Source organism: Arthrobacter sp. B2a2-09 (assembly GCF_027587375.1).
GTDB lineage: Bacteria > Actinomycetota > Actinomycetes > Actinomycetales > Micrococcaceae > Arthrobacter.
Window position 1 is genome coordinate 334,890 of record NZ_JAMXIC010000001.1, and the last position, 18,805, is coordinate 353,694.

The window sequence follows — 18,805 nt, forward strand, 5'->3', positions numbered from 1 at the left end:
GAACATTGGGCTACCGATAGATAGGGGGAAAGGTGGCTGAAACGCTGGCCCTGGGCAGGGATTATCCGCTCATACGAGACGTCGAGTCCCCGCTCACGGGAGATATGCTGCGCCCACTTGACCCGCGCTGTCGAGTAGTACAGTTCCGCCGGGCACTCACCGAAACCGACTACAGGGTGCTTGCAGAGTGGATTGCACAATATCCCTCGGTCAGCCTTCGAGCATACAGTTCCAGCGACGGTTCCATCCGCGACCTAGACTTCCTCAGGTTCTTCCCGAACCTTGACAAGTTCTCGGCTGATGCGCTCTACCACTCACTCGAGTCAATCGAAGGTCTTGGTTACCTCCCGTCGTCGGCCACGATGATCGGACTCGGACAGACGAAAAAGAAACTTTCACTCAAACCTTTGGGGCGCTTCACCAGCCTCCAACGGCTCTACCTCGAGGGCCAGACGAAAGACATCGATACTATCTCCGGGCTTCGGACCTTGCGGAGCATCACCCTCCGATCAATCACTTTGCCCGACCTGTCAATCCTTCAGCCTCTTGCGCAACTACGAGCGCTAGACCTCAAGCTCGGTGGCACGCGCGATCTCGCCCTCCTCCCCACCATCGGGCGGCTTGACTATCTAGAACTATGGATGGTCAGAGGCCTAAGTGATCTCTCGCCTGTCGCCGAACTGAAGCATCTCCGCTACCTCTTCCTCCAGTCCCTGAAGCAGGTCACACAACTTCCTGATCTCACGCGCCTTTCCAAGCTGGAGACAGTTTGGCTCGAAACCATGAAGGGGCTCACCGATCTGTCGCCCCTGCTGACTGCACCGTCTCTTCGCCGCGTCGCGGTTTTCGACATGGCCCATCTGCAGCCAGAGGATGTGGGTGTCTTGGCCGGCCACAGGCGGCTTGAACAACTCAGAGTCGGACTGGGGAGCAACCGGAAGAACGACGCTGCCAGGAAGCTCGTCCCACTGCCGGCCGGCGAAGGCTGGGAGAAACCAGAAAGCGTTCGCGGGGACTGAGTCCGAGAATGCGTCGATGAGCGTCGATACCGCGCAGGTCGGGATTAAACGATTTGGGTCAACTCAAGTGAGACAAAGCAGGGGAAACGTGTCTCACTTGAGTTGACCCAACCGCGCATTTCCTGGGCGACGTGGTTCAACTTATTTGAGACGGGACAGCGCCGTCCCGCCGAAAACTGCTCTGACCTGCGGCAATGTCCGTTTTTGGCCGCAGCGATCCACGACCTGGAGGCTTGAGACTGAGGCGTTGGATGCGCCGACGTAATGTCGTTTCGCCCGAAGAAACAGACCCCTGTGGCGCGCCATGGCGACAAGGGGTGCCTCATGGTCAACGGTGAGCGCCTCCAGTGTCGGTTGGAGCGAAATTTAAACGAATGGTTCTCGTTTTTGCTTGCGCTCCGAAGGTCTCGAGTTCATAATAAATGAACCCTATTCATTTTGTGATGCACATCTCAATGCAGTGTTTGCGATTGAACGGTCCAGGCCGGAACCCCTCCCTCATGCCCGCCAGGACTATACGTCTCCGCGCAGGAACCTCTGTTTCTCTAGAAAGGCCCCTAACATGAGCCAAACCGCTAACCAAGGTCCACCGTCAGGCGCTCCGGTCCCGGTGAAGCCGCTACCGGGCAGTGTCGCCCCTCTCCCCCTGCCTGAGGCGACGTCGACAGCTCCCCGGGTCGCGAGAGGAATGGAAAAGAGGTCGATTGATTGGGTCCCGAACAATGAGCGGCACGGTAAGCTGCGCGGAGTCGGGGCCATCTGGTTCGTCGGAAACATCAACCTGACCGCGATGGCGACGGGAACAGCTGCGCTTGCAGTGGGAGCCGGATTGATGTGGACGATCATAGCAACCGTGCTCGGCTCTCTCTTCGGCACGTTCTTCATGGCCTTCCACAGCGCGCAAGGCCCCCAGCTTGGGCTACCGCAACTAGTGCAGTCGCGTCCTCAGTTCGGATACATCGGTGCAGCCATCACGGTCTTCATCGCTGCCTTGGTCAACTACGTCACCTTCAACACGAGCGACGCGCTGCTGTCCGGCTCTGCGACGAATCTGCTTTTCGCGGTGCCGCCTCGGATCGGTTACACGGTCGCCGCCGTCCTTGCTGCCATGCTTGCCCTCTTCGGCTACGACTGGATCCACAGGGTGAACAAGTGGCTGACCTTTCCGCTGATCGGTCTCATGGGCACCCTGACCGTGGCCGCATTGACCAATGGTGCGCTCCCGATCGGCGCCTTCGAACTCGGTGCTTTTAACGGCCCGGCGTTCATGACAGTCTTCGTCATTATGGCCGGATTCCAGCTCGGCTGGGCGCCCTACGTGTCTGACTACTCCCGCTACCTTCCCTCGTCGATCGGCGTCAAGGCGAGCTTCTGGTGGACCTACCTGCCGAGCGCGATCTCCGGTATCTGGGTGTTTGTGCTCGGTGCAATCATGGCGGCCGCATCGCCCGACGCCGATCCGGTGACCGGATTCCTTGCCGCCGCGGTGAACTTTGGCGGCCCCGTCTTCGGCTGGATCGTGATCGCAGCCCTGCTCGTCGGCCTGCTCTCAGTCATGGGCATCAACCAGTACGGCGGCAGCCTCACGATGATCTCGATCCTGGACTCGTTCCGGCCTGTCAAGCCGACCCTGAAGCTTCGGGCCATCACGATTGGGCTGATGTTCGTGCTGGTGTTCGTCATCTCGCAGGTGGTCGGGATCGACGGGTTCAACGCCTTCTACGGCAATGTGTTGATCTTCATCGCCTACGTCTTCACGCCGTGGACCGCCATCAACCTTGTCGACTTCTTCTTCGTGCGTAAGGGCAAGTACGTCATTGGCGAGATCTTCAACCCCGGCGGTATCTACGGTCGATGGGGCTGGCGCGGCACCACTGCATACGTCGTCGGCATCGCCGCCATGATCCCGTTCATGGTCACGGCTCCGTTCGTGGGCTCGATCGCCCAGGGGCTGGGCAGCGTCGACTACTCGATCTTCGTCGGGCTGCCCGTCGCCGGCATCCTTTACTTCGTGCTGTGCCGCAGCCTCGACCTCGACAAGGAACGGCGGATGGTGGACGCCGAGGGACTGCTCCTGCATGACAAGCACTGATCGGAGCGGAGTCATGGGGGGGCTCGAACGACCCCCCGACTCCGCGATCGGGTAGTCCCCGGTATCGGTCTCGAGAAGTGGCATGGTCCACCCCCGCCGTCGAACGCTAAATACTGCCCAGTCCGTTCCATCGCTGTTCGATCATGACGGCGACTCCGTGCGACGATAACCGGATGGAACAGACACCGGATGTACTCCGCTATGCCGCCTTTACCGTCACGCCCGACGGCGGAAATCCGGCGGGCGTCGTCCTCGACGCAAGCAGCCTCGACGACGCCGGGATGCAGGCCATCGCTGCTGACATCGGTTACGCGGAAACGGTCTTTGTCACCGAGAAGGGTGTTGACGGGGACGCCCGCCGAAACCGTGTGCGGTACTTCTCCCCCATCGCCGAGGTGCCGTTTTGCGGCCATGCCACTATCGCTTTGGCTGTCGCGCTGTCAGGGCGTGATGGTGCGGGAACCTTTGTGTTCGATACGGAGGTAGGGCCCGTTGTGATTGAGACTGCAGGTCGCGGCGCTACGGTTACGGCAAGCTTCACGAGCGTGGAGCCCCGAGTTGCCGAGTTCGCGGACGGTGTTCTGGACTCCCTGCTCGGATTGCTCGGCGTGGGCCAAAGCGAACTGCACCCGGGCTACCCTCCGATGGTTGCTTTTGCCGGAAACTGGCACCCCATTCTTGTCTTCGCCGAACGGAAGACCTTTGACTCGTTCGTTTTCGACCCGGATGCCATGCGTGCGCTGATGGATGCCCAGGGTTGGGCCGGCACCGTAACGACGCTCTGCGAGATCGGTACCGGCGAGTTCGACTCTCGCAACCTTTTCCCTGTGGGAACCATCACTGAAGATCCGGCGACGGGTTCGGCTGCCGCGGCCTTCGGCGCATACCTCAGGTTGCTTTCGCTCGTGGAGACGCCAAGCCGGGTCATTGTCCATCAAGGTAGCCACGTCGGCCGCGCAAGTGTCCTTACTGTCGACATTCCTCCGCTGGGCGGGATTGTCGTGAGCGGTGAAGCCGTGGAGATTGCTGAACCCTCGTAACCCGCCACCTGTCTAGGCCCGGCAAATATAGATAGTAAGGCAACCTTTTCAGTTTGCCTTACTATCTGGTAGCGTCGTCGTCATGAACCCTCACCCGGATGCAGACGCGGCGGGCATGCTCGAAGCTGCCGCCGAGCTTCGTGTCCTTATTGGCCAGTTGACTCGGCGGCTGCGTGAGCAGTCCCAAGTGGACAACCTGACGAATGCGCAAAAGGCTGTGTTGATCCACTTGGAGCGCGACGGCCGGGCCACGTTGTCAGCGCTGGCCCGCGCGGAGGGAATGCGGCCCCAGTCCATGGGAGCCATCATCTCCGCCCTTTCGAGCGCAGGACTTGTTGAGAGCGGCCCTGATCCGGCCGATGGCCGTCAGAGGATCCTGTCCCTCACAACTGAAGCCCGGGAGAGCATCAGCGCTAGCCGAGCTGCCAAGGCTGATTGGCTTTACCGCACCATCCAGTCCAAACTCACGCCGGACGAGCGGGAACGGTTGCCCGGCACCATTCACCTACTCAAACGCCTTTTGGAGCCGTGATACACATGACCATCACCACGTTGGACCCGCAGACCGCCCTGATCATTGTTGACCTTCAGCAGGGAATAGTTGCCGCCCCGAAAGCTCATCCACTCGAGCCAATCGTGCGGAATTCCGCGGCACTGGCGGATGCATTCCGTAGCTACGGACTGCCCGTGGTGCTGGTCAACGTCACCGGCGGTGCTCCGGGCCGGACAGATCAAAGCAGCGGCTCGGGAAGGGCGTTCCCCGCCGATTTCGCCGAACTGCTGCCTGAACTGAACCCGCAACCAAGCGATCACCTTGTGACGAAGAAGACGTGGGGAGCCTTCACCAACACGGGCCTTGGCGCACTCCTGGAAGACCTTGGTGTAACCCAGGTGGTGCTGACCGGTGTCGCCACCAGCATCGGGGTGGAATCCACCGCGCGGAGCGCCCACGAAGCCTGCCTCAATGTCACCCTCGCCCTCGACGCGATGACCGATTTGAATTTGACCGCCCACGAAAACTCCGTCACGAGGATTTTTCCCCGACTGGGCGAGACCGGAACGACGCAAGAAATCCTGGACGTGCTCGAAGCCACCCGGTCGTGACCGCGCGGGACGCCGCCCTACCATCGAGTCCGTCAGCTGGCACGGGCAACCGAGGGCTGACTCCCCCGCGGAACGCGGCCGGCGCTCCGGCTTCCGAGCAAAGAAATCAGCCCTCGAACCCGCTGGGCTGGAGATTCACAGCACCGCTGCTGCTTGGCTCCACCCTGAACCCGATCAACAGCTCGATGATCGCCACCGCGCTGGTGGGCATCGGGGCTGACTTTCGCTCGAGTCCGGGCGCCACCGCCGGGCTCATCTCCGTGCTGTATCTATGCAGCGCAGTGGCCCAACCGACCATGGGGAAACTCTCGGTCCTCTTCGGGCCCAGGCGCGTATTCCTCTCCGGCGTCGCCGTCCTTCTGCTGGCTGGAGTCGTCGGAGTGCTGGCTCCGAACCTGGGCGTGCTGCTCGTTTCGCGGGCCCTCATCGGCATTGGGACTTCAGCGTGCTACCCGACGGCGATGGCGCTGGTCCGCCGGCGAGCCGACGAGTCCGGCATCGGCGTACCGGGCCGCGTCCTCGGCAACTTTTCGATCGCCGCCCAAGTGACCGCCGTCGTCGGCTTGCCCCTTGGTGGAGTGCTGGCCGGCTCGTTCGGCTGGCGGGCCCTGTTCGCAGTCAACATACCGCTGGCCCTTGTGGCCTTCACCTTCACTTTGATCGGCGTGGCAAAGGACGCGCCGGTTCAAAGGCAAGGCCTGGGCAGCCTGCTCACAATGCTGGACCTGCCGGGGATCGGCCTGTTCGCTGGTGCGATCATCTCGCTGCTGGTGTTCCTTTCGGCGCTGACGACGCCGGCCTGGTGGCTTGCCGTGCTGGCTGTTGTGCTGGCGGGGACGCTGCTGTTGCGGGAACGGCACGCGCGCAGTCCGCTGATCGACGTCCGGATGCTGGGAAGGAACGGACCCCTGCAGCGTACCTACCTGCGTTCGATCCTGGCCGCACTGGCCACATATGCCTCGATGTACGGGGCCAGCCAGTGGATGGAACAAAGCATGGGGCTGAACGCGGCGATGGTAGGGCTGATTCTGATTCCGCTGAGCCTGCTGAGCATCGTCGTCGCGCGGGTCGTCTCGGGTCGAGCCTGGGTCCGTTGGCCGTTGATCCTCGCAGGCGTCGCTTTGGCCCTCTCCGCGGGGGTGATGCTGCTGGCAAACCACGGCTCCGGCGTCGCGCTGCTGATCGGAATGACCCTTCTGCTGGGCCTGACCAACGGTTTTAGCAGTTTTGCCAATCAGGCGGCGCTGTACCTGCAAACGACTGCTGCGGAGATCGCGGTTGCCTCGGGCTTGCTGCGGACGTCAATGTACTTGGGCGCGATCGGATCCTCCAGCCTCATCGGCATCGCTTTCGGACCGTCCGCCACCGACGCGGGTTTCCACACTTTGGCTTGGATTCTGGTCGCCATCGGTGCATCCATGGTCGTCCTGACGGTGTTTGACCGCAGCGTTCCGGCCGTCGCCGCCGAGCATTGAGCCCGACGGCGCAGCGCCGCTCGCGCGACGGCGTCCAGCACGAGCAAATGGACGCCATCCTTGTCACGCTTCAGCTAGTCTCTTAGCCTTTCCTCATAGGTGAAGACCGCGCGTCGGAGATTCAGGTTGATGGAAGCAAAGTTGCAGGGTCGGGACGTCCAGGTTGAGGGGCTAGATGCCTTCCTTAACGAATCTGGAAGGGACTCCCTCCTCGTCGTCAGTGGAGATCCCGGAGTCGGAAAATCGGCCCTGCTTGAATTCATCGGCGATCGAGCCTCGCTGAACGGCACTCGAGTGCTTCGCGCGCGGGCCCTCGAGTTTGAAGCAGAACTTCCGTACAGCACTGTCAATCAGCTGTTGCTCCCTTTGATCGACTCTCTCGCCCAGCTCGCCCCGGACCACCAGAAAGCGATCGGCATCATTTGCGGCCTTCGGACCGGGGCGATGCCTGGCCTCCTGGTTGCGGGTGCCGCGGTGCTTTCCCTCCTGCAAATGACCGCCGCAAAATCGCACTCCCTGCTCTTGATGGTGGATGACTCTCCGTGGATGGACCTGCTTTCCGCCATGACTTTGACCTACCTTGGCCGCCGTCTCCGCGACGCATCGGCCAAGATCCTTGTGGCAGCACGACTGGACGAGGACAGGGTCTTCGTCCGCAGTGGCTTTCCAGCTCTTCTTGTTCCTCCGCTAAACGACGATGCCGCGGACGCTCTGCTCGTCGATCGCTTTCCGGCTCTGTCCGCAAGCGTTCGACGGCGGATCCAAGGTGAAGCGCTTGGCAATCCACTCGGACTCCTGGAGCTCCCCGCAGCTCTCAAATACCCCAGTGCGCAGCCGTTGCCCAGCATGTTGCCGCTCACGAACCGGCTGAAATCTCTTTACGAAGACCGGCTGTCGGCGCTGCCTCTACACACGCGTGAAATGTTGCTCTTCGTGGTCCTCGCCGGAGCCGAGAACAGGATGACCATCGAAAGATGCATTCCGACGAGTGCTGGCCACAAAGACTTCTCCCCCGCGGAGCGCGCAGGCGTAGTGCATTTCAACTCCCGTTCCGGGCGTTGGGAATTTCGTCACCCGCTGATTCGCTCGGCCGTGTTCGAGCGGTCGACGGACGAGGAGCGCAGGCGCGTGCACGCAATACTCGCCGAGGCCTTCGCGGACGAACCTGAACGGCGGGCCTGGCACCTCGGCCAAGCGGCAACGGGCCCCGATGAGGAAGTTGCGGCGCTTCTCGAGAACGTGTCCCAGCGGTTCATCGAAATTGGCGACGGCACGCGAGCAACAGCTGCAATGCTAAAGGCTGCGGAATTGACTCCTTCCGTCAGCGACCGTGAGCGCCGAGTGGCACGCGCGGCATACCTTGGATCTTCGATTGCCGGGGCAATCGGTGAAAGTCCAGCTCTGCTCGCCGAATCGCTTCGAAACCAATCGCATCCACCACAGCTGGCGACCGTCATTGCTGTGACGTACAACTTGCTCAACAGCGAAGGGGACGTTGCAACCGCACGCAGACTCTTGCTTGCCGCTCTATCAGCAGGAACTTCAGCGCCGGATGCGGACGGCCGTGATTATGTCGAAGCTCTATACACGCTCGTTCTAGTCGGCTTTTTCGGGGGCAATGGCGACTTCTGGCAATCTCTCTTGGCTCAGGAGTCACCCGAAGGCAGTCTGCCCGAAGTACTCCGGTTTCAGATCGAACTCTTCGTTGATGCCGCTCACGCGGAGGGAGCAGTCATCGAGCGTTTTCGTCGCGCGACAGATCGTCTTCGATTCGTTACCGATCCGCTGCACATAGTGCGTTTCGCCACCGCTGGAGCCTACATCGATTCCCTTGGAGGCATGCGCGATGCCCTCTGGCGAGTTGTCGAAGACGGGCGCAGAGGGGAAGCAATCACCCCCGCCATTCAGGCGCTCTTTCTGCTCGCCAATGACGACTATTTCACCGGCAGCTGGGACGCGCTGGAGTTGGCGGTCCAAGAAGGTATGGATCTCTCGATAGAACACGGGTATGCGCTGACCGCTGCACCGGCCAGGTTCCTGTTGGCGCTGGTTCAGGCGGCTCGTGGAGAGGAAACGCTCGCTCACAGCACGGCCGAAGACTTACTCATCTGGGCGGCGCCCCGGCGACTTGTCGCCCTCGCGAATTACTCGTCGCACATCCGGTGCCTCACGGCTTTGCCGGCCGGCCGATTCGAAGAAGCCTTCACTCACGCGGCGACGATCAGCCCGCCAGGCATTCTTCCGGCGTACATCCCACACGCCATTTGGTCGGCTTTCGACCTCATTGAAGCAGGCGCGCGATCGGGCCGCAGGACCCAGGCGCTCATGCACCTGCGGGTCATGGAAAGCACGGAACTCGCTGGCCACTCCTCGCGGTTGGGTGCCCTCGTCTTGGCCGCCCACGGGTTACTGGACGAAGGCCCGGAGTGGAAGGAAAAGTTCGAGTCTGCTCTTGCCATCCCCGACGGGGAGCGCTGGCGGTTCGATCGCGCACGGATCCGGCTGCTGTTCGGAGAGCAGCTTCGACGTAGGCGGGAACGCACCGCCGCCAAGATGCAACTCGGCGAAGCGAAGAAGATGTTTCTACAGCTAGGTGCCAATGCGTGGGCCCTGCGCGCCGACCGGGAACTTCGCACACTTGGCGCACCTGGGGTGCGCTCCTCCGCGCTAACCCCGCAGGAATCTGCAGTTGCTGACCTCGCGGCGACGGGACTCTCAAACAAACAAATCGCCGAATCGCTCTTCCTGTCGCCGCGAACCGTTTCCACTCATCTTTCGCATACCTTCTCAAAACTCGGGATCTCGACGCGTGCCGGCTTGCGTGACGCCCTCTCGGCCGAGCCGAGCAATCTACGTCCTTGAATGTACGTCAATTGACGGATTACCACGCGCAACCGGAAGTCTAGCGTTGCTCCTGTCCAACACTGTTAGGAGCAAAGCATGAAACCAACGATCGTTCTCGTTCACGGTGGATTCGTCGACGGATCAGGCTGGCGGGGTGTGTACGACGAGCTGAGCGCAGATGGCTTCGACGTGTGCGTCGTGCAGAACCCCACAAAGTCCCTCGCTGACGACACGTCAACCACCCGGCAAGTGATTGACAAAGCGAATGGGCCTGTCGTTCTAGTAGGTCATTCGTACGGCGGAGCCGTCGTCACCGAAGCGGGCAATCACGAAAAGGTATCGGCGCTCGTCTACATCACGGCGTTCGCGCCGGACCAGGGTGAGTCCGTGAACTCTTTGCTTGAGACATTCCCCGCTGACGGCCCCCAGCCACCCATCCTGCCTCCCGTCGACGGATTCCTCCTTCTCGACCGCGATAAGTTCCATGAGTCCTTCGCTGGCGACGTCACCCCTGAGCAAGCGGCATTCTTGGCCGACTCGCAAGTCCCGTGGGGCCTGGAAGCGCTCGGCGGAGTCATTTCCTCAGCCGCCTGGCGGGTGAAGCCCAGCTGGTACCTACACGTCACCGAGGACAAAATGATCCCGCCGGTGGCGCAGGCCAGCATGGCAGAGCGGATAGGCGCAACGGTCAGCGAGACTCCGGGAAGCCACGCCGTCTATGTGTCGCGGCCGAAGGTGGTCGCCGACGTGATCAGGAAAGCTGCTTCCTCGGTCGGCTGAGCTGGACCAGGCGCAGAGCCGAACCAAGCACCGCCACCGGCCTCTTGTGCGCCGCGTGGCGGTGCGACCGTTCGCGCCACGCATTAAGGTTCCGTTAAGAACATTCACAAATTTGTGAATCGAGCGTAGCGGGCGAAATATGAACACAGTAATTGAGGCCCATGGTCTTGAGAAACGCTATGGACGGGTTCGCGCACTCGACGGACTCGACCTCTCTGTCGACGCCGGGGAGGTGCATGGATTCCTTGGCCCAAACGGTGCTGGCAAGTCCACCACCATCCTGGTGTTGCTTGGTCTTGCCCGGGCCAGCGGCGGCAACGCGACAGTCTTTGGTCAGGACCCGTGGAACGACGCGGTGGAACTGCACAAGCGCATTGCGTACGTGCCGGGCGATGTCAGCCTGTGGCCCAACCTCTCCGGTGGCGAGGCGATCGACCTGCTCAGCCGCTTGCGCGGTGGCACCGACGATAAAGCGGCATACGCCGAGCGCAAGGCCCGGCTGATTGAAGTCTTCCAGTTGGACCCGTCCAAGAAGGGCCGGTCCTATTCGAAAGGCAATCGCCAGAAAGTAGCCTTGGTAGCCGCATTTGCGTCGCCGGCCGACGTGTACATCCTCGATGAACCCACCAGCGGACTCGATCCGCTCATGGAAGGCGTCTTCAACCAGGAGATCAGGCGAGCGGCTTCGCTGGGCAGCACGATACTTCTCTCCAGCCATATCCTTTCCGAAGTCGAGCAACTCTGCGACCGGGTGACCATCATCCGCGCCGGCAAGACGGTGGAAACCGGAACCCTCGCCGAGCTACGCCACCTGACTCGAACCGAGGTGTCCTTCGCACGCAACGGGCTGACGGAGGCCGACATTGCCCGCATTCCATCCGTCCATGACCTAGCCCTTGTCAACGGTCGTGCCCGCTTCACAGTGGACAGTGACAAGATTTCGTCCCTGCTGCCCGCGCTTACGGAACTCGACGTCAAAGGCCTGAGGGTCGCTCCGCCGTCGCTCGAGGAACTGTTCCTACGGCACTACGGCGACGAGCTCAATCCGGCTGAAGCATCGCTCGCACGGAGTCCCTCACGCAAGGCCCGACGTCGGGAAGCAGCCAAGGTGGCGAGCTTGCGATGAACACTTTGGTCACGTTGCTCCTTCAGCGAATACGGCGCGACCGCTTGCAGTTGCTGATCTGGATTTTCGGCATAGCGCTGCTGGCTCTCTTCTCTGTCTCCGCGGTGGAAAAGACGTACGGCGACCCCGCGGGACGCCAGAATATCCTGCAACTCGCCGTCGCCAACCCGAGCATCCTGATGCTTCGAGGAACACCTGAGGGAGGCGGACTTGATCAATTCGTCTTCTTCGAAATCTTCACGTTCATCGCGGTGCTCGCCGGCCTCATGAACACTTTCCTGTCGGTGCGGCACTCGCGGGCCGAGGAGGAGTCCGGAAGGGCCGAACTCCTCGCCGCGACTCCGGCCGGCCGAACCTTGCCTACCGTGGCCACGATCGTATTCGGCGCTCTCGTCAACGTTGTCAACGGGCTCTTCGTGGCGCTCGCCTTCATTGCCGGTGGACTGGACGCCAAGGGGTCGTTCGTCGCTGGCTGCGCGACGGCCGCCGTCGGACTCACCTTCCTCGCCGTCGGACTATTCGCCGCCCAACTCATGCGCACCTCCCGCGGCGCGAACGGCGTGGCCGCGGCTGCGGTCACAGCCGCATACGTCATCCGTGGCATCGGCGACGCCCTCGGCACCCCTTCCGCCGACCACCTCCATATGACGGTGGCATGGTGGAGCTGGATCTCGCCAATCGGCTGGGGCCAGCAAACGCTCGCCTATGACGCGAACACTCTTACTCCCCTGCTGCTCAACCTGGCGCTCACTGCCGCATTTCTCTCGCTGGTCTTCGTACTTCAGGCACAACGCGACAGTGGTGCCAGCTTGCTCGCGGGCCGCCTCGGCCGCGTGGCTGCCCGTAACTCCCTGTCCAGTTCACTCGGTCTCGCATGGCGACTGCAATGGCCCACGGTTGTTGGTTGGTGCGTTGGCAGCGCATTCGGAGGCCTGCTCACGGGCAGCCTTGCTCATGCGGTCGCCGGCGCGGCAACGGCAGACCCGACGGTGGAGAAGGTCATGGAAGGCCTCATTCCAGGAGGCACAGGCTCGTTGGTCCAGCTCTTTATCTCTGCGATTTTCGTGATGGTCGGGGTGCTTGCGGCCGCCTGCGCAACCCAGGTCATCATCAGGATGCGTCAGGAAGAGGTTGCGGGAACAGCTGAGCAAGTGCTCGCTACGCGAGTATCACGAGCCAGGTGGCTGATTGGCTATCTGACAGTGGGCACCGTTTCCATCGTGCTGGTGCTTCTCAGCGGCGCGGCTGCCTCGGGGCTCAGCGCCGTCGCCGTCGGCGATACCTCTGCGCGCATCGGCGACTCCTTCGCTGCGGCCGCCGCGCAGCTACCCGCGGCACTGCTTTACCTCAGCGTGCTCGCACTGGTGTTCGTCGCACTGCCTGGGTGGACGGTTGGCCTGGGTTGGACCTTGCTGGGCCTCGGAACAGTATTTGGGCTATTCGGCGGGCTCGTGGGAATGCCGGAATGGATCCGCGACATATCGCCGTTCACCCACTCTCCCGTGCCGATCGGCACGTCCACGGACTGGAGCGGAGGGGTCTGGATGCTGTGCATCGCGGTGGTGGTCGCCATTTTGGCGACAGTGGGCATGAAACGGCGCGAACTGAACACGGCTTAGCGCTGAGGACGAAATGGCGAGTTTCTACAGATTCCTGGACGCACGGCTTCCCGAACTCATGACCGAATGGGAGAAGCGTCGCGATGATCAGAAACGGAGCCTTCAAAACCGGCGGTGAACAGCTGGCGGAGTTCGCGGCGAGAGCGGAGATCAAGTTTGGCCAGAACATTCCGAATATGAAAGTTCACGGTAGCGGGCGAAACAAATAGCTGCGCGGCGATTTCCTTATTGGTCATGCCTCGTGCGGCAAAGAAGGCGATTTCCCGTTCCCGTCCAGTCAGTGACTCGAATGCCTGTAGGTATGGATTGCCGGGCCTGTCGCTCAGCTCGTCGAGCAACTTCATCGCGCGGCTGAGGTACGGCGCCGCACCGAGTGCGAGGAAGATCCGCACCGCGCCCCTCAGGGCGGTGGCACCGGCTTTCGTGTTTCCCGCCGAGACGAGCAGCCGGCCAAGATCGAGGTGGGCAATGCCCTGCGACAGAGGGAAGCGTGATTCCTTCGCCGCGAGCCGATAGAACCTGGCCGCCTCGCTGAAAAGTCCATACGCTTCGCTGACCCTGCCTTCCAACCAGTCAAGGGAGCCATACACCGGCCACCATCCGCGACCGCTCATTTCCTTGCAAGCTTGCAACAACCTGTCCGCTTCCTCCGCACGACCTAATCCAGCCAAGGCGTCAATCCTGTAGCTGTGCATCGACGGCGTGGCCGAGGTGATCGCTTCGGATGCTTCAAGCTGCTGTTGCCATTCAGCCAAGGAACGGGCGCGTTCGACCCTTGCAAGGCCACTGAGTTCGACTCCAAAGGTGTCGTATTCACTGATCCGGACTTCTTCCGCGCGGCGCAACGCAGCTTCGTATGATTCCGAACGGCCCTGTACTGCCTCGAGGACCGCGGACATCGAGAAAACGAGGGGGCGGGAGGAGACGTCGCTGACATCCAAAGAAAGCAATTGTGCCGTGCGGACCACAGTCAACATTTCCTGCACCCTTCCCAGCAGGAAATAGCAGTATGCAAGCACGACCCTGGTGTGCCCGATTGCCAGGCCCACCCCGGTGGAAGCGGAGACCTCCATGGCTCGCTCCAGATCTGCCGTGGCCGCCTCGATGCCACCAGTCACGCTGAGGAAGCCCGCTCGGCAGGTCAGTGCGTCGGCAAGTGCAGGACTGTCGTTCGCGCCGGCTATCCGTGCACTGAGCGAGGCGAAGGCTTTGGAGATCAGCTCGGGATCCTGGGTGCCGCTGGCGCCGATGAGATTGAATCCGTCGAATTGCAGGGCCAGATCCGTTCCCGAGGGCAGGTGCCGAAGCCGGGGGTCCTGGACTGCCCCATTGGACTGGCTCAGCTGCTCCAGGTATCGGTGCGCCTGGGCGACAGCGACGGCGGTGGAGGACTTATCGTCGGAGACCATCCGTGAGACGACTATCGCCAACGAAATGTGGGCCCGCAGCAGGGCTTCGTCAGGGTGGTTCAGTTCTTTCGCGATCAGCTCTTCGGCAAATTGGCCGACACGGTCCAGGTCCGGCCTCATTTGAAGCAACTGCAAAAGCGCGAAGTCCCGCACCACGCCGGGTCGCATGGATTGCACTTGAGGCAGAAGGTCCATCACTTCGGCAATGGAATAGTGGACGGACGCAACAAGACAGGCTTCGATGATGCAGTCGTCCCGGCGGCTTCCGCTGAACCTGTCCATCGCAGAGCGTAGGTATTGCAACGCGAGTTCCGGCTGGCCATCGGCCAATGCTTGATCGACGCCGGAGGCCACTTCAGCGTAAAGTCCGGCCGTCCCTGGCTCCTGCACATGCAATCGATGCTGCAAGGCAAGTCTCGGATCATCGACTTCGCCTGCAATTGCGCGATGGATGGAAGACAAGCGGTGGCTCTGGAGGTTGTCCCGCACCCCGACAGCGAGCAGATCATGAAACGGGCGCAATTGCACGGTTTGCCCGAGCCGCGTGCCCCGGACAAGCCCGCTCGCCAGTGCCGCCGCGACATCCGTTGGTTCATTCAAAGCGTCGCCAATCCGCTGCACGCGTTCTTGTTCAATCGGGTCGCGGCTGACACACACAAACTCGACGACGGATCGGGCAGGTCCAAGCTCCAATGCGTTGAGCATGGCGGCAAAGGGATTGTTTCCTGGGGCGATGTACGGCACCGCATCGGGCCAGGGGTTCTGGGCGGAATGTTCGGGCCGGGCGGCATGCTCCATTGCGGCGTTGATCAACAAGGGAGTACCTCCGGTGCTCCCTCGAAGCCGTTCCGCCGCACGCGCCGACATCGTTCGATCCCAGACGCGCGCCACGTAGTCCTGGACCTGTTCAGGACTCAGTGGTTCCAAGGTGATCCGTTTGATGAAGCGCCAGGACAGGTCATCACCCACCATCTGATCGATGGCGGCGGTACCGGCTCCTGCAACACCTGCCAAGACCACTGTGATCCTGTCGTCCGCGAGTCTCTGCAGCACGAAACGCAGGGCCTTGGCGGAGCGTTCATCTATCCATTGGGCATTGTCTATGACAATGCAACTAATGTTCTTGGGCCGTGAAGCTAGCGCAGACAATAATTGGCGGGCGGCAATGACGGGATCCGAGAGGGGTTCGACCTCACGACGGCCTAAAGCTACCAGGAGCTTGTCAACAAAGGAGAGCGGAAGTGTACTTTCAAAAGTGTCCGCACTGCACGCCACCACGTTTGACCGCCTCAGAGCGTCCATGAGCTGAAAGCACCACGTCGTTTTTCCGATCCCCTGAATCCCGGTGAGCACAACAATCCCGCCGCGGTACTGGCGTGTGCGTTTCAGTACAGCGGCGGGAGTGTCATCGTTTGATAGTGCGGGATGTACGACCGTGCGAGACGTCATGCCGCCATATTATGGGCAGATCACCCATTTCTTCCCTGCGGGCCGCGGGGTCCGCCAATGTTTCGGGGTCGGCTCCAGAGCCGGAAGAACAAACCCAGAATGAGCGCGGCAACCGCCCCGAGTGCCAATTCGGCAAAAACCGGACCGTTGGACCCGGTGTATGCCAGGTTGCCAAATGCCGCCGTCGATGCGGCGGGCAAGACCACTGTGGACGACGCCGAGCTCGGCGCGCCGGGTGCTGCCGCCGGGACGGTGGGCGCGACCGGAGCAATCACGGCAACCGAAGCCGGCGTTCCCGAAGCGGGCAGGAAATATGTGTCGCCTGAGTAGTCCACTTTTATTTCGTGGGTCCCCGTGGACAGCGCCGGAAGGGTGACAGTGGCCGAGCCGGAGACCAGGGTCACCGCAGGCAGATGGACCTGATCGTCAACTGTCAAAATGATGGATCCGCCAGGCTGCACCGGAAGCGAACTGCTCGCCGTTATGTTTACCCATACGTCCACGGTTCGGCCTTCGAAGAGGGAAGTTGACGAGGGAGCAAGGAGGACGGTCGGTCGGGCCCGCGCGGCGTTCACTTGAACCGTGACCGGTTCCGCGGGCCTGAAGTTGGTGTCGCCGTCGTAGCTGAGTTGAACGTTGCGGTTGCCCTCAACCCAGGGGATGCCCGTGGTGAAGTCACCTTGTGAATCCAGCGGCGCCGTTCCGAGAACGTTGCCGTTCAAACTCAACGTCACGTGCCCCGTGGGCACCGCAGGAGAAGAAGCGCTCGAAGCAGTCGCGTGCTTCGCGATCGCCGCGGCCATGTCAGCAGACACCGTGCCCGTTATCGTAGCGGGCTTGCTCAGCAGCTCGGCGGAAACCGTCGTATTGACGATCCGCGTTGAGAGGGGCTGCACGAGTTGGGTCAGGGATGCCGTGGAGGACTGCAATCTGTAGGTATCAGTACCGCGTGGCCGGTAACTGAATGTGAGGTCGTGGGAACCCGCGGGTAGGTCGATTGCACTGATGTTGGCAGTTCCAGCGGCGTCGACAGGAGCTGTTGCCAGCTCCAGGCCTGTATTATCCGTGACTGCAACCTCGCCGCTTGGAACCACACTGCCAAGGTCGGAGTTGACGACTGTTGCGACGTAGCCGCCGGGCGTGCCGAAGACGGAAGGATTCGTCGTCGCCACAACGCTGGTCGTTGTGGCGTAGTCGGGGGTGTACCAGATGCTGACCGAGCCGCTACCCGCGTTGTAGCCCTTGATCACGTTGCTCGCAGTGGGGTCAACGTAGCTGCTACCACCGCCACCGCCACCGCCTCCGGCGCCGCCTACGCGGCTGCCAAGAGCACCCGAACCACTTAGCCAACCGGCTCCGCCACCGCCTCCTCCGCCGCCGCTGGACGAGCTGCCGGCTCCGCCACCGCTGGTTCCCGATGCGCCGTTAGGCCCGACTACTCCGGCGTCAGCGCCAGGTGCCCCGCCCGCACACCAACCGTCGGCCGACTGGCCATTCTGGTTGGCGGCACCGCCTGCACCGCCGTTGCAATTCACGAAAGCAGCCCCGTGGCCTGCGCCTCCGCCCCCGCCGGCGGCGACAACGAGCGGCGTCCCTTGCCCGTTCACTACCGCACTCGCGCCGCCGCCACCGCCACCCGCAGATCCAGCGAGGGATCCGGTACCGCCTGAACCTCCGCGAATGAAACCTAGTCCACCGCCACCTGGGTTATGTCGCGATCCTGTTCCTCCGCCAGGTATTGAAGCATAAATCTTCAGTGTCTGGCCGGGCGTCACCTGCAGAGTGGCGCGAATGTCGGCCCCTGCTCCGCCAGGACCATCATTGCTCACAACAAAACCCGTGCCAGGAATATTTATTGGTCCGCCCCCGCCGCCGGCGGAGCCCCAGGCTCGGACATCGATGGAGCGCACACCGGCCGGCACGATCCATGTGTCTCCATTGACGTTGGCGAAGTTTAGTTTGGTGGGAGTTGGATCCGGAACGACGAAAGCAGCTGTTGACGCAGCTTGTGCGGGAGGTGCGCTGAGCCCTAGAGCTCCGACGGCGCCCGCGAGCAGGAAGATGGATAATTGCGCAGCCAACGGCTTGCGGCGTACTGAAGGAGACCTCATACCGGGAACACTAGGTACGGGACGCTGCCGGTCCCTCCCGCGCGATCAAATACTATTCACAACGAATAGGTGATCTCTCTCAGCTGTTCGCCGAAACCGCGGTTCCCAGGCCAAGTGCCGTAAGGATCGCGGCGGAGGTCCGTTCGAGTGCTTTCGTCACAGATGGCCTCTTCAGCCAGAGAACGGCCTTGGTTGCCACCAAAGACAGGACTCCGAGGTAGAGCATCGAAATTGCGAAGTCGATGACTCCGAGCATCATCGTCAGTCCAAGCGATGCGTCCCCCGGAGGTAGGAACTGGGGCACCACAGCGAGGAAAAACAGTCCAACTTTGGGGTTGAGCATGCACGAAACAAGTCCTGCGAAGAAGCTTGAGCGCAGTTTGGGGCCCGTCCCAGGGACGTCCTCTTCCTGGCGAGTGGGCTGCCCGCGCCGGCTGTGGATAAAGGCGCTGATCCCCAGGTAAATCAGATACAGGCCACCGATGATCTTCACTACCCTGTAGGCCTCGGCCGATTGCTCCAGAAGGGCCGCCAAACCAATGCCGACAAGCCCTGCCCAAAAGATGCTGCCGAGCGAGGAACCGAGACCCGCTGAGAGGCCAGCCTTGACGTTTGACAGGCTGTACCTGAGGACAAGGAAGGAGTCGGGGCCTGGAGTGAGGGCCAAAATCGCGCACAACCCGACGAACGCCGCAAGTGAACTCAGAGTCATGTTCCCATTGAATCATTGCGTGGCA

At 61.8% G+C, this 18,805-nt stretch carries 13 protein-coding genes; 10 read left to right on the top strand and 3 right to left on the bottom strand.

Features of this window, described 5'->3' with window-relative positions:
• Nucleotides 1–32 precede the first annotated feature (32 nt).
• The 10 genes from NFJ07_RS01600 (at nucleotide 33) to NFJ07_RS01645 (ending at nucleotide 13,099) form a co-directional block, all read left to right on the top strand.
• On the top strand, nucleotides 33–1,019 hold the full coding sequence (locus NFJ07_RS01600) for a hypothetical protein (RefSeq protein WP_269991995.1): 987 nt from the start codon (nucleotides 33–35) through the stop codon (nucleotides 1,017–1,019).
• Nucleotides 1,020–1,581: 562 nt separating this feature from the next.
• Entirely contained in the window at nucleotides 1,582–3,111 is a 1,530-nt protein-coding gene (locus NFJ07_RS01605; RefSeq protein WP_269991997.1) for a purine-cytosine permease family protein, read from the top strand.
• 173 nt (nucleotides 3,112–3,284) lie between these two features.
• On the top strand, nucleotides 3,285–4,151 hold the full coding sequence (locus tag NFJ07_RS01610; protein ID WP_269991998.1) for a PhzF family phenazine biosynthesis protein: 867 nt from the start codon (nucleotides 3,285–3,287) through the stop codon (nucleotides 4,149–4,151).
• An 82-nt stretch (nucleotides 4,152–4,233) separates the two neighbouring features.
• A complete protein-coding gene (locus tag NFJ07_RS01615) occupies nucleotides 4,234–4,683 on the top strand; it encodes a MarR family winged helix-turn-helix transcriptional regulator (protein ID WP_269992000.1) in 450 nt (149 codons plus the stop codon).
• 5 nt (nucleotides 4,684–4,688) lie between these two features.
• A complete protein-coding gene (locus tag NFJ07_RS01620; protein ID WP_269992001.1) occupies nucleotides 4,689–5,255 on the top strand; it encodes a cysteine hydrolase family protein in 567 nt (188 codons plus the stop codon).
• Complete coding sequence (locus NFJ07_RS01625; protein WP_269992003.1) at nucleotides 5,252–6,730, top strand: MFS transporter; 1,479 nt, start codon at nucleotides 5,252–5,254, stop codon at nucleotides 6,728–6,730. Before NFJ07_RS01620 ends, NFJ07_RS01625 begins: the two co-directional genes overlap by 4 nt.
• Before the next feature lie 129 nt (nucleotides 6,731–6,859).
• Complete coding sequence (locus tag NFJ07_RS01630; protein WP_269992005.1) at nucleotides 6,860–9,592, top strand: helix-turn-helix transcriptional regulator; 2,733 nt, start codon at nucleotides 6,860–6,862, stop codon at nucleotides 9,590–9,592.
• A 78-nt stretch (nucleotides 9,593–9,670) separates the two neighbouring features.
• Nucleotides 9,671–10,354: an alpha/beta fold hydrolase gene (locus NFJ07_RS01635; protein WP_269992006.1), complete on the top strand. Its 684-nt coding sequence runs from the start codon at nucleotides 9,671–9,673 to the stop codon at nucleotides 10,352–10,354.
• A gap of 139 nt (nucleotides 10,355–10,493) precedes the next feature.
• Nucleotides 10,494–11,480, top strand: coding sequence for an ABC transporter ATP-binding protein (locus NFJ07_RS01640; RefSeq protein WP_269992007.1), 987 nt, complete (start codon nucleotides 10,494–10,496; stop codon nucleotides 11,478–11,480).
• On the top strand, nucleotides 11,477–13,099 hold the full coding sequence (locus NFJ07_RS01645) for an ABC transporter permease (protein ID WP_269992008.1): 1,623 nt from the start codon (nucleotides 11,477–11,479) through the stop codon (nucleotides 13,097–13,099). The genes NFJ07_RS01640 and NFJ07_RS01645 overlap by 4 nt, the downstream gene beginning before the upstream one ends.
• A gap of 56 nt (nucleotides 13,100–13,155) precedes the next feature.
• Here the strand turns inward: NFJ07_RS01645 and NFJ07_RS01650 are convergent, their stop codons facing one another.
• From NFJ07_RS01650 to NFJ07_RS01660, 3 genes are all read right to left on the bottom strand, one after another.
• Entirely contained in the window at nucleotides 13,156–15,957 is a 2,802-nt protein-coding gene (locus tag NFJ07_RS01650; RefSeq protein WP_269992009.1) for a LuxR family transcriptional regulator, read from the bottom strand.
• A 20-nt stretch (nucleotides 15,958–15,977) separates the two neighbouring features.
• Nucleotides 15,978–18,068, bottom strand: a complete 2,091-nt coding sequence (locus tag NFJ07_RS01655; protein ID WP_269992010.1) for an Ig-like domain-containing protein — start codon at nucleotides 18,066–18,068, stop codon at nucleotides 15,978–15,980.
• A gap of 79 nt (nucleotides 18,069–18,147) precedes the next feature.
• On the bottom strand, nucleotides 18,148–18,780 hold the full coding sequence (locus tag NFJ07_RS01660; protein WP_269992011.1) for a LysE family translocator: 633 nt from the start codon (nucleotides 18,778–18,780) through the stop codon (nucleotides 18,148–18,150).
• Between the last annotated feature and the right edge of the window lie 25 nt (nucleotides 18,781–18,805).